Here is a 13,010-nt window from a genome sequence, read left to right as displayed (position 1 = left end):
TATTATTTGTTCATTTCAGCTTCGATAGCTTCCAGTTCCGGACCCATGTTCAGATTATAATAGATACCTCTTAAAGCAACCATATATTCTGATTCGCCAGGTTTCATTTCGTGAGCTTTCTGGAAATAAGGAAGAGCTTGTTTGAAAAGATCTTTTGCAATAGTCAATTCTTCCTGATATTTCTTGCTATCATTGATCATGTTAGCTTCACCCTGTTTGTTTACAGCCTGGTTGTAATATATACGTCCCAAAGCAGACATCGATTCAACACTTTCCGGATTGACTTCTAATGCTTTCTTGAATGTTTCTTCAGCTTTAGCGTAATCTTTAGTACCTGTTTCGTAAACAATACCCAGTGCATGATACAACTGGCTTTCAGAAGGTTTCTGTGCAATTGCAGTATTCAGATAACTTATTGCTTTTTCGTTCTGACCTGAACGGATGTAAGTGTCAATCAAACTCATCAGGAAGAAGTCTTCATTGGGGAATTTTGAATAACCTTCTTCAAGAGTCTTAACATGGTTTACACTGTCACCTGCCTGTTGGTATTCGTAAGCCAAATACTGGTAAATATCATTCAGTCTGAAATCTGTGCTCTTTGCGCGTTCCAGAGCTTTGATTGCTGTAGGAGAATCCTGCAATTGAGTAGCTGCAACTGCTGCATAGAACTGAACAGTCATGAAAGTAGAATCTTTTTCAGCAGTCTGAGTTCCTTCGAACATAGGCAGTTCTGAGATTTCCAGATACTGGTTGAAGAAATCGTAAGCTTTCTTATAATCTTTCTGATCGAAATAATAAGCGCCACCATTGAAATAATATACGTGGTCAGCACCTAAAATACTCTTAATGTCTTTAGAATATTTAGGTTTGATTTTACCTTTTTCGTTAGGAAGCTGATCCAGTTCGTAAGCCTTCTTAAAATAAGGAAGGATAGCACCTAATGCTTCGTACATAACCGGTTCATTCGGCTGTTGTCCTAAAATCTGTTTTGTTCTTTCAGCACTGAACTGCTGGTCTTCGATGAAACCTGCAACATACCATGCCTGGGCGTCATCCTTTGTTTCAGGATTTTCCAAAGCACCTTTGATTAAGGCTCTTGCTTCAGTGAAGTCTGCCTTGTCTCCTTTTGCTATTCCTTGCGCCTCCTTAACGGCTTTCTTTTGAGCGAAAGAGGCAGATGATGCTGCAACACATAGTGCAACTGTTAATAATAATCGTTTCATTGTGATAGTAATTTGAGATTAATATTTCTATTTGTTTAAATTATTCATTTGTTGTCTCTTCAGTATCATTTGCGATATCTTCAGATCCATCAAAACCGGTTAATTCTTCATTATTTTCATTCTGAGCATCCAGTTCAGCGCTTTCTTCATCTACCTGCTCATCCGGTTCGGACAATACCTTACATACCGAGGCTATTTCATCATTACGTTTACCCAGGTTAATCAGGCGAACACCTTGAGTTGCACGGCCGATGACGTTCAAATCTGTTACTTTCATACGGATAGCGATACCTGACTTGTTAATGATCATGATGTCATTTTCCTCTGTCACATTCTTGATGGCAACCAGTTTACCTGTTTTATCAGTAATGTTGATCGTCTTGACACCTTTACCGCCACGGTTAGTCATTCGGTAATCTTCCACATTCGAACGTTTTCCGTAACCCTGTTCAGATACGACCAGTACAGTATCGGTCTCCTTATTCTTGATACATACCATACCTACCACTTCGTCGGAAGGATCATTATCCAATGTCATACCTCTAACGCCGGAAGCAGTACGTCCCATGACGCGAACCGCACTTTCGTGGAAACGAATAGCCCGTCCGTTACGGTTAGCAATCAATACTTCGTTGTCTCCGTTGGTCATACATACTTCGATCAGGCCGTCGTCTTCACGCAATGTGATCGCATTTACGCCATTCTGACGCGGACGTGAGTATGCTTCAAGCAATGTTTTCTTGATAACACCCTTCTTGGTACAGAACAACAGATAATGTGAATTGATAAATTCGGTGTCAGTAGTCAGCTTCTTCACGCGGATAAAGGCGTTTACTTTATCATCCGCTTCAATGTTCAATAAGTTCTGGATAGCTCTACCCTTTGCATTCTTAGCTCCTTCCGGAATTTCATATACTTTCAGCCAGTAGCACTTGCCTTTTGCTGTAAAGATCAACAAAGTGGCATGCATAGAAGCCGGATAGATATATTCCACGAAGTCTTCGTCGCGTGTTACCGAGCCTTTCGCTCCTACTCCGCCGCGTCCTTGTGCACGGAATTCACTCAGCGGCGTACGTTTGATGTATCCCATGTGGGAAATAGTGATGATCATTTCATCATCGGCATAGAAATCTTCAGGATTCAGTTCTTCGGAAGCATATACGATATCTGTTTTACGTTCGTCGCCAAACTTATCTTTTACTTCTTGTAATTCTCCTTTGATAACGTCCATACGAACATCTTCATTTTCAAGAATCTCTTTCAAACGGGCGATCAACTTTTCAATTTCTTCGTATTCTGCACGCAGTTTGTCCTGTTCCAGTCCGGTCAACTGGCGAAGTCTCATTTCAACGATTGCACGTGCCTGAACATCCGATAAAGAGAAACGTTCCATTAAACGTTCGATGGCTTCGTTCGGGCTCTTGGATGATTTGATGATAGCAATTACTTCGTCGATATTATCAGAAGCAATGATCAAACCTTCCAGGATATGCGCTCTTTCTTCAGCCTTCTTCAGTTCGAAACGGGTACGACGGATAACAACTTCATGGCGATGTTCAATAAAAGCCTTGATCATATCCTTCAGGTTTAACTGTCTAGGACGGCCGTTAACCAAAGCGATATTGTTTACGCTGAAAGAAGATTGCAGGGCAGTCAGCTTATATAATTTATTCAGTACAACGCCTGAATTGGCATCACGTTTCACGTCGACGACGATACGCATACCGTTACGGTCTGACTCATCGTTTACATTAGAAATACCTTCGATACGCTTGTCATTAACCAGGTCGGCTATATACTTGATCAGTTCTGCCTTATTAACAAGGTAAGGGATTTCAGTGATAATAATCTTTTCGTGATTATTTTCTACTTCAATTTCTGCTTTACCACGAAGAATGATACGTCCTCTACCGGTTTCGAATGCTTCTTTTACACCGGCATATCCGTAAATTGTGGCACCAGTCGGGAAGTCGGGAGCTTTGATGTATTGCATCAATCCTTCTACATCAATATCTCCGCGAGCGTCGATATAGGCAATACATCCGTCGAGTACTTCACTCAAATTGTGTGTCGGCATATTGGTTGCCATACCAACAGCGATACCTGAACCACCATTTACCAGCAGGTTAGGAATACGGGTCGGCAATACAGTCGGTTCTTTCAGCGTGTCATCGAAGTTTAACTGAAAATCTACCGTATCCTTCTCGATATCCCGGAGCATTTCCTCGGCAAGTTTACTTAATCTTGCCTCCGTGTAACGCATAGCGGCAGGACTGTCACCGTCCACTGAACCGAAGTTACCCTGTCCATCAACCAACGTATAACGCATCGACCATGTTTGTGCCATACGAACCATTGCGAAATAGACGGACGAGTCACCATGTGGATGATATTTACCTAAAACTTCACCAACAATTCTCGCAGATTTTTTATAAGGTTTGTCGGATGTATTACCCAATTCATTCATTCCAAATAAAATACGACGATGAACCGGTTTAAAACCATCCCTAACATCCGGAAGGGCGCGCGAAACAATAACAGACATTGAATAGTCAATGTACGCCGATTTCATTTCCTCCTCGATGTTAATCTTAATAATTCTGTCTTGATCAACCATTTAGTTTTATATTAATTACACTCAATATCTCATCTTTTAAAAAGTGCACTAAGGTAACGCTTTTCCCATTATCACGAAAGTTTTTACGCTGAAATTTTATTATTCAGAAATATTGGGTTTTTCTTAAGGAATAATGGCATGAAATTTGTTAGGTATATATAGAGAGTTTATTAATTTTGCATTCACAGTACATTATTATAATAGATAAGGATTCATATAGTATGAAAAATAATTATTCGAAAAGGCTGATCGACGTTATAGAATATAGCCGCGAAGAAGCCGCCAGGCTTCAGAACAGTTATATCGGGCCGGAACACTTAATGCTTGGTATCATCCGCGACGGTGATGGCAAAGCCATGCAGTTACTGCATGATTTGCATGCCGACGTACTCGATATAAAGAAGAGGATTGAGCAGGAGATCAAAAATACATTTGAAACTGAAGAGTCTGAATTACACGATATAGCCATCAGTAAAACAACTGAACGCGTATTGCGCATGAGTATGCTGGAGTCACGTTTGTTTAAAACAGATGAGACAGGTACGGAACATCTGCTTCTTGCTATTCTGAAAGAAGAGTTCAATGTTGCCGCCAAAGTATTGGGTGAAGCCGGTATAAACTACCGTAACGTATATAACGATCTGGCAAACGGAACAAACATGAACCGTATGGAAGAACTGGAAGAGATAGACGAAATCAGTGACGGTTATACAGATGACGAGGACGATGAAGAAGAAGATTTCTCTTCACGTAAGGAATCCCCCCGCTCCTCTTCAGGTACCGGTGCCGCACAGCCCAAGTCACCGAACGATACTCCGGTATTGGACAACTTCGGTACGGATATGACACGTGCCGCTGCCGAAAACCGCCTGGACCCGATCGTTGGTCGTGAGAAAGAGATTGAACGCCTGGCACAGATTTTAAGCCGGCGTAAAAAGAACAATCCGGTACTGATCGGTGAACCGGGTGTGGGTAAATCTGCTATTGTAGAAGGACTTGCCCTGCGCATTATCCAGCGTAAAGTATCACGTGTGTTATTCGATAAGCGGGTAATCAGTCTGGATATGGCCTCTATCGTGGCCGGAACAAAATACCGCGGCCAGTTTGAAGAACGTATCAAAGCAATTTTGAACGAACTTTCAAAGAATCCGAACATCATCTTGTTTATCGATGAAATCCATACCATTGTCGGAGCAGGATCGGCTTCCGGTTCTATGGACGCTGCCAATATGCTGAAACCGGCGCTGGCACGTGGTGAAATACAATGTATCGGTGCTACGACGCTGGATGAATATCGTAAAAACATTGAGAAAGACGGTGCCTTGGAACGTCGTTTCCAGAAAGTGATCGTCGACCCGACAACAGCAGAAGAGACATTGCAGATCCTGAAAAATATCAAGCCCCGTTATGAAGAACATCACAATGTGATCTATACGGACGAGGCGCTGGATGCTTGTGTAAAGCTGACAGAACGATATATCAGCGACCGTAATTTCCCGGATAAGGCAATCGATGCTCTGGACGAGGCCGGTTCTCGCGTACATATATCTAATATTACAGTACCGAAGAGTATCGAGGAACTGGAAGCAAAAATAGAAGATACGAAAACCGAAAAACTGGCTGCCGTAAAGTCACAGAACTTCGAACTGGCTGCAAGTTTCCGTGATAAAGAACGTCAGTATCTGTTGCAGCTGGAAGCAGCGAAAGCTAAGTGGGAACAGGAATTGCAGGAACATCGTGAAACAGTGGACGAAGACAAAGTAGCCGAAGTGGTAGCCATGATGTCAGGCGTACCTGTTCAACGTATTGCCAAAGCAGAAAATCTGAGACTGCTGGAAATGGCTGACAACTTGAAGAAGCAGGTAGTCGGCCAGGACGATGCCGTCCAGAAGATCGTAAAAGCGATCCAGCGTAACCGTGTAGGATTGAAAGACCCGAACAAACCGATCGGAACCTTCATGTTCCTCGGCCCGACGGGTGTAGGTAAAACTCACTTGGCTAAAAAGTTGGCTGAATATCTGTTTGATTCGGCTGATTCATTGATTCGTATCGATATGAGTGAATATCTCGAAAAGTTCGCGGTTTCCCGCCTGATCGGTGCGCCTCCGGGATATGTAGGTTACGAAGAAGGTGGCCAGCTGACGGAAAAGGTTCGTCGTAAACCCTACTCCGTTGTATTGCTCGACGAGATCGAAAAAGCGCATCCGGATGTATTCAACTTGCTGTTGCAGGTATTGGACGAAGGTCGCCTGACTGACAGTCTTGGCAGACGGATCGACTTCAAGAATACGATCCTGATCATGACTTCCAATATCGGAACACGTCAGCTGAAAGACTTCGGCCGTGGTGTCGGATTCAGTTCGCAAGCAGCCGGCGAAATGGATAAGGACTTCTCTCGCGGCGTGATTCAGAAAGCACTGAATAAAGCATTCGCTCCTGAATTTCTGAACCGTGTCGACGATATCATCATGTTCGACCAGCTTGATAAAGATGCGATCCACAAGATCATTGATATTGAGTTACAAGGACTTTACAAACGTGTTTGTGGTCTGGGCTACGAACTGGTACTTACCGACGAGGCAAAAGATTTCATTGCAACGAAAGGCTACGATGTGCAGTTTGGCGCCCGTCCGCTGAAGCGTGCCATCCAGAAATATCTGGAAGATGAAATGGCCGAGTTGATAATCCGTGCATCCGTTGGCGAAGGCGACAAGATCGTTGTAGACTTCAATAAAGATGAACAGAAAATAGTAACATCCGTACAAAAGAAAGGACAGGAATAAGTCGTTTCTTCCGGTAATAAAGTCAAAATGTCAGATAGAACCTATCTGGCATTTTTTTTGTTTATATCGTAACGTCAAACGAATTATTATAACATTAAAAATATAAACAAAATGGCTAAACAAGGAAACATAGGTGTTACAAGTGAGAACATCTTCCCTATCATCAAGAAGTTTTTGTATAGTGATCACGAAATCTTCCTTCGTGAATTAGTGTCGAATGCTGTAGATGCTACACAGAAATTGAAAACCCTGGCATCTGTCGGTGAATTCAAAGGAGAGCTGGGCGACCTGACCGTTCAGGTTAGTTTCGATGACAAGATCATCAAGATTTCTGACCGTGGTATCGGTATGACAGCCGAAGAAATTGACAAATACATTAACCAGATCGCATTTTCCGGTGCTGAAGAGTTCGTAGAAAAATACAAGAACGATGCAGCCGCCATCATCGGACATTTCGGTCTTGGTTTCTATTCTTCTTTCATGGTTTCAAAGAAAGTGGAAATTGTAACCAAATCTTATAAAGAAGGCGCTGTTCCTATGAAATGGAGTTGCGACGGCACTCCCGAATATACGTTGGAAGAAACACAGAAAGACGACCGTGGTACAGATATTATCCTGTATATCGACGACGAAAACAAAGACTTCCTGAATAAAGACAAGATCAGCGGCCTGCTGACAAAATACTGCCGTTTCCTCCCCGTTCCTATCGCATTCGGTAAAAAGCAGGAATGGAAAGACGGTAAATATGTCGATACCGACGAAGATAACATCATCAACGATATCACTCCGGCATGGGTTCGCAAACCGGCCGATATGACTGATGAAGACTATAAGAAATTCTACCGCGACCTGTATCCAATGTCGGAAGAACCGTTGTTCTGGATTCACTTGAATGTGGATTATCCGTTCAACCTGACCGGTATCCTCTACTTCCCGCGCATCAAGAGCAACCTCGACCTGCATCGTAACAAGATCCAGTTATACAGCAACCAGGTATTTGTAACCGATTCCGTAGAAGGTATCGTTCCTGAATTCCTGACATTGTTGCACGGTGTACTCGATTCTCCGGATATTCCATTGAACGTTTCCCGTTCTTATTTACAGAGCGACCAGAACGTGAAAAAGATCTCCAATCATATCACAAAGAAAGTGGCCGACCGCCTGGAAGAAATGTTTAAAAACGACCGTCCTCAGTTCGAAGAAAAATGGGATAGCTTGAAACTGTTTATCCAGTACGGTATGCTGAGCGACGAAAAGTTCTATGATCGTGGTGCCAAGTTCGCCCTTCTGAAAGACGTAGACGGTAAATATTATACATTTGAAGAATATAAAGCATTGGTGGAAGCCAACCAAACAGATAAGGAAGGCAACCTGATCTATCTGTACACTACGAATGTAAACGACCAGTACAGCTATATCCAGGCTGCTAAAGATAAAGCATATAGTGTATTGATTATGGACGGCCAGCTGGATGTCCATGCTATCAGCCAGATGGAGCAGAAATTCGACAAAACCCGTTTTGTTCGTGTGGACAGCGATACGATCGACAATCTGATCCGTAAGGATAACGTTGGTCAGGTTACACTGAATGAAGACCAGAAGAATGCTTTGCAGGAAATGTTCAAAAGCCAACTGCCGAAGATCGAAAAGACCGATTTCATCGTTACATTCGAAGCATTGGGTGAAAACTCTAATCCGGTTATGCTGACCCAGAGCGAATACATGCGTCGTATGCGTGAAATGTCTGCTATGCAGCCGGGAATGTTATTCTACGGAGAAATGCCTGACAACTACAATCTTGTGTTGAATACCGATCACGAATTGGTTAAGAAGGTACTTTCTGAGGAAGAACAGAACTGCGAAGAAAAGCTGAAACCGATCCAGGCGGACCTGAAAGGCTGGAAAGCACGTCAGGAAGACCTTCGTGAAGCGCAGAACAAGAAAAAGGAAGAAGAGATCACTTCTGCTGAAAAAGAAGATATGACAAACACAAACCATAAGATCGACGAACTGACTTCACAACGTAATGCAATCCTGGCTGAATATGCAGGCAGCAATAAGTTGGTCAGCCAGTTAATTGACCTGGCACTGCTTGCCAACGGTATGCTGAAAGGTGAAGCATTGAGCCAATTCATCAAACGCAGTGTTCAGCTGATCGGATAAATAAGTGAATTACTCACTATGTATAAAATATCATATAAACCGTTCACCCTTCACCTGTACAGTATTAATATATTATCATACAGGCTATTACAATCGTGAATGATAGGTGAATGAATAAAGAAAAAGGTGAAAGGTATCTCTAAACCCTTCACCTTTTTTTCTATATTACTGTGCTGTAATAGCCAAGCTATTATGTATTAACTCAAAAGTCTTTTACTTTTATCTCTGGTATAATAAGCTATTGACTTACCGACCTACGTCGTTAAGCTTGTCGACGTGGTTCGGTAAGCATTGCGACGTATATCGGCAAGCTTAATGGCCTACGTCAATAAGTAAACAAGTACCTTTTCACGCCTTATCTTCCAATAGCTCTGAACTTACTTCCTCGGTATGTATTCATTTATATTTCAAAAGGTGAATGGTTTAAAGTAACCGTTCACCTTTTTCTTTATTCATTCACCTACTATTCGCGATTATAATAACCTGTATAATAATATATTACCATTGTACGGGTGAAGGGTGAACGGTCTTTTACGGAAAAAACTATGTAATTGAAACTTACATATCCTCCATGCTCAACGCACGATATTCAATATCATACCCCCTCAGTTCTTTTTGTATGGAAGTTGCTTTCTGAACCAGTTTATCCAATTTTATATTTTCCTTATTTCGTTTTATTTCTGCTACTATCGCTTTTTTATCAAAATCATCTAAGGCGATCAAATCGATTTCGTTTTCTCCTTTTCGATCCCAATAGCCCCCAGGTTTGTATATAACATTGGTTCAGATTTGCGTGCTACAAAAAAGTAGAGCATAGGAATTCCTTCTGTCGCTTTAAAAAGGAGCTTTGTTTTTCCAATACGCCTGCGCCCCATTAAAACAGTCATTTGAGCATTATGCAAAGACATCTCTCCTATCTCTTTTAACTGCTTCAGTTCTTTTTCTCTGTTATAAAACTTCATATTATCAACCTTTTATCGTTTTCCGAAACCTGCAGTTCCGAACTGTGCATTTCGGAACTGCAGGTTTCAATACAAGTAAAGAAAGTAAAATTACAGGTATAAAACAACTATTCGATAAATAATATACATAATATTAGTCATCATTCTGCTTCCACCGTATACCCTTTCAGGTTGGCAAATGTCAGGATGGAACTGGTGATTGCCTTACCCAGATCGTCTCCGCTTTCATCTCCTTCCTTTTTAAGTTGTTCTTCGATATAAGCCTGGCGTTTGATTGCCAGTTCGGCTATTTCTTTTTGGATAGCAGTTCTCTCCTCTTCCTTTTGGGTGATGATGCTCTTTATTTCTTCTGTAGACTTGTTTTGCAGTTCTTTGGGCAGTTCATCCTTTTGGATGCTCGACAAGATGTTTTGGTCTTCTTTCATCTTATCTACCAAGTCCCATGACGTATTTTTATAAGCAGCTCCGGATTTGCTTACGGCACGTTCGGCATAAATGGCCGACGATATTGTGCCGGCATTTTTGTCCTGGGCAATCTGATTCATTTTACGTTCTCTCCCGGTAGAGCCATAACTGACATAAGTATCGTTCAACTTATTGTTGCATAGGATGATCTGCGGGTCAAAAGGTGTTTTGATGGCACGGACAGTCGCATCGGCATTTATATTGAAGAATTTACCGTTTCCTCTCAAAGCGGCATCCTTCCAATAGTCACGGACACCGATTTCTTCATCACCGCAATGGATTGTATTGACAAATATATTCTTCTTCAAGGCATCGGCAATAGCCGTTTTGTAAGAGACAGAACCCTGCGTAAACTCTTCATTGCCGGCAATATAGACCAGTTTCATATCCGCTTCGTTTCGCCCCCACTCCAACTCTTTTACTGCCCGCTGGATGACTGTACCGCAATACTCTTCGCTTCCGCTGGTTGTCAGGGCGAATAATTCTTTCGAGATCAGGTCGAGATCGACTGTCAACGGGGTTATTTGCCGGATATAATCACCTTTATACAGCATATAACTGCCATATTCGTATAAGGCAATCTCTATTTCCGGTGTCTCTCCCTTATATTTCAGCGTCGTGAGTGTATTGACTATATTCCACAGACGGGATTTAGCCTGTTCGATCAGTCCCTGCATGCTGCCGGAAGTATCCAGCAGGATAGCAACCTGTATTTTCGTCTTTTTGGCAGTTACGGCATTTGTGACCGGTGTACTGGCAGGCTCTGCATTCGCCGTTACGTTTCTGGCTTCCAGTATGCAGCCTATTGATGTTGTTAATGCTGTGAATAAGACACATAGTAGAATAATTCTTTTCATATTCGGAATTTTTTTAATAGGTTTATGGCTCAAAAATAGAATGTTAATAATTAAGATTCCGGGAAGAATGTGTGAACCGGCGTTTTGAGTTGGTGAAATATAGGATATAAATGTTTTACTTATATTTACTTTACAATCTCAATAAAACATGATATGAACAGACTGATTATATATTTGACAATATGGCTGCTAACAGGTCCCTGCATAACAATGACAGCACAGGATTCCGTTCCTCCTGTCTATCAAAACAGTGCCAGAAAAGCAGTGATGAAACTCTCCACGTCACTGGAAAGCGGAAAGTCGGATTATTCGGTTGCGACGGATTATGAAGCACTGGCAAAAACACTCATGATACAGGGGGAATACGAGAAAGCAATGAATTATCTTATCAGTGCCCGCCAGTTGTTTTACAAAATCAAAAACAATGAAAAGATAGCACGGGTCGACCGTGAAATGGCAAGGATACAGGAGATACAAGGGAAGATACAAGAGGCTATTTTAAGTTATGGCAATGCCGCCCACCTGTCACAGGACACTAATTTTATTGAACTGAATACGAATGATGTGAACCGGTTAAAGAATATCTCAAACCCAGTTGCACAATCTCCTTATATACAGCGAAATATTGAATTACTGAACACCTCCTACAAACCGGAACAACAGGAGGATCGGGTCGCCGCCTTCCATCAGATGGCAAATGTCAACCTGGTCATGGATAATAAGGAAGCCGCCATAGGTAACCTGAACAGCATATTGTCTGAAGTGAAGGACAAACCGGTAGAAACCATCAAGGTACAAAGAGAAATTGCCAAAGTATATGCCGCCGATAGCCAACAGGTAAAAGCTCTCGCCTCCCTTCAGCAATCCTATGATATGGCGTTGAAGGAGGGCCATACGATAGAGGCTAAGAAAAGCCTGGAACAGCTGGTCGAGCAATACAGGAAAGGGAACCAGCAATGGAAAGCCTTGGACTTATATGCAGACTTTATGGAAAAACTGGAACCGCTGGTTAAATCGGACAGCACACTGATAGACCAGAAATTCTTTCAGGCACATGAAGCCCGTATCGCCCAGTTGGAGAAAGAACGTATCCTGAAAGACGAACTGATCAGAAAGAAAAACACCTTCAACTATGTACTGATCGGCTCGATTGTCCTGATCCTTATTTTTCTCGTGTTTATCGTCAAAGCCTGGTATTCCATCAGACGGAAGAATAAAAAGATAGCCCTCCAGTCGTTGCGCCGTGAGATGAATCCTCATTTCATCTTCAACAGCCTGAATAGTGTGAATCAGTTTATTGCCCAGAATAATGAGTTGGAGGCGAATAAGTATCTTTCCTCCTATTCCCGCCTGATGCGAAATATAATGGAAAACTCCAATAAAGACTTTACGCCGCTCTCGACGGAGCTCGAACAATTGAAAGAATACCTCGATCTGGAACACATGCGTTTCAGCGATAAGTTTGTTTACGAGACAGATGTGGATGAATCGCTTGACACCGACCATATATCTGTGCCTAACATGCTGATACAACCCCAGTTGGAAAATGCGATCTGGCATGGCTTACGGTATAAAGAGTCCGGTGGCCTGCTGAAACTGTCCGTAAAGCCGGAAGGCAATAGTCTTTGTGTTAAAATCGAAGACAATGGGATCGGACTGAAAAAAAGCAACGAGCTTAAAACCCGGCACCAGAAAGAGCATCATTCACGCGGCCTGACTAATACCCGTGAGCGTATCAACCTATTGAACAGCTTGTACGGTATGCATATCACGATCGAAATTATTGAGAAGGAAGGAAATGATGAAGATACAGGCGTGATCGTCCTGCTCAGATTCCCCCTTATTGTCTGATTGCGCATGAAATTTTGTTATAGGATATATTTATTATTTTTTGCTAATGATAATTATATCCTGTAAGTTTGTTGCTTAAATCATTTATT

The 13,010-nt window shown here is 42.2% G+C and carries 8 protein-coding genes; 3 read left to right on the top strand and 5 right to left on the bottom strand.

The features are described 5' to 3' along the window. Nucleotides 1-2: 2 nt before the first annotated feature. Nucleotides 3-1,223 (bottom strand): tetratricopeptide repeat protein, encoded by a 1,221-nt coding sequence (locus NBH15_RS09715; RefSeq protein ID WP_128135383.1) that lies wholly within the window; start codon nt 1,221-1,223, stop codon nt 3-5. Between the two features lie 40 nt (nt 1,224-1,263). Then, a complete protein-coding gene (gene gyrA / locus NBH15_RS09710; RefSeq protein ID WP_007656618.1) occupies nt 1,264-3,840 on the bottom strand; it encodes a DNA gyrase subunit A in 2,577 nt (858 codons plus the stop codon). A 221-nt stretch (nt 3,841-4,061) separates the two neighbouring features. Between gyrA and NBH15_RS09705 the strand changes: the two genes are divergently transcribed. Together NBH15_RS09705 and htpG are read left to right on the top strand one after the other, a co-directional pair. Further along, complete coding sequence (locus tag NBH15_RS09705) at nt 4,062-6,623, top strand: ATP-dependent Clp protease ATP-binding subunit (protein ID WP_128135382.1); 2,562 nt, start codon at nt 4,062-4,064, stop codon at nt 6,621-6,623. A 111-nt stretch (nt 6,624-6,734) separates the two neighbouring features. Beyond that, a complete protein-coding gene (gene htpG / locus NBH15_RS09700; protein WP_128135381.1) occupies nt 6,735-8,786 on the top strand; it encodes a molecular chaperone HtpG in 2,052 nt (683 codons plus the stop codon). A gap of 558 nt (nt 8,787-9,344) precedes the next feature. Here htpG and NBH15_RS09695 read toward each other — a convergent pair. The 3 genes from NBH15_RS09695 to NBH15_RS09685 all read right to left on the bottom strand — a co-directional run bounded on the left by NBH15_RS09695 (nt 9,345) and on the right by NBH15_RS09685 (nt 11,070). Further along, nucleotides 9,345-9,509, bottom strand: coding sequence for a hypothetical protein (locus NBH15_RS09695; protein WP_222622157.1), 165 nt, complete (start codon nt 9,507-9,509; stop codon nt 9,345-9,347). Next, entirely contained in the window at nt 9,506-9,748 is a 243-nt protein-coding gene (locus NBH15_RS09690) for an ATP-binding protein (protein ID WP_186961878.1), read from the bottom strand. The genes NBH15_RS09695 and NBH15_RS09690 overlap by 4 nt, the downstream gene beginning before the upstream one ends. A 140-nt stretch (nt 9,749-9,888) precedes the next feature. Next, the gene (locus NBH15_RS09685; protein ID WP_250822572.1) at nt 9,889-11,070 is read right to left on the bottom strand and encodes a vWA domain-containing protein; all 1,182 of its coding nucleotides are present in this window, start codon (nt 11,068-11,070) and stop codon (nt 9,889-9,891) included. 153 nt (nt 11,071-11,223) lie between these two features. Here NBH15_RS09685 and NBH15_RS09680 point away from each other — a divergent pair, with 153 nt between their 5' ends. Continuing rightward, nucleotides 11,224-12,921 (top strand): tetratricopeptide repeat-containing sensor histidine kinase, encoded by a 1,698-nt coding sequence (locus NBH15_RS09680; RefSeq protein WP_250822571.1) that lies wholly within the window; start codon nt 11,224-11,226, stop codon nt 12,919-12,921. Nucleotides 12,922-13,010: the final 89 nt, after the last annotated feature.

It is taken from the genome of Parabacteroides caeci (genome assembly GCF_023656795.1).
GTDB classification, from domain to species: Bacteria; Bacteroidota; Bacteroidia; order Bacteroidales; family Tannerellaceae; genus Parabacteroides; species Parabacteroides segnis.
This window is presented reverse-complemented; position numbering and strand designations above follow the sequence as displayed.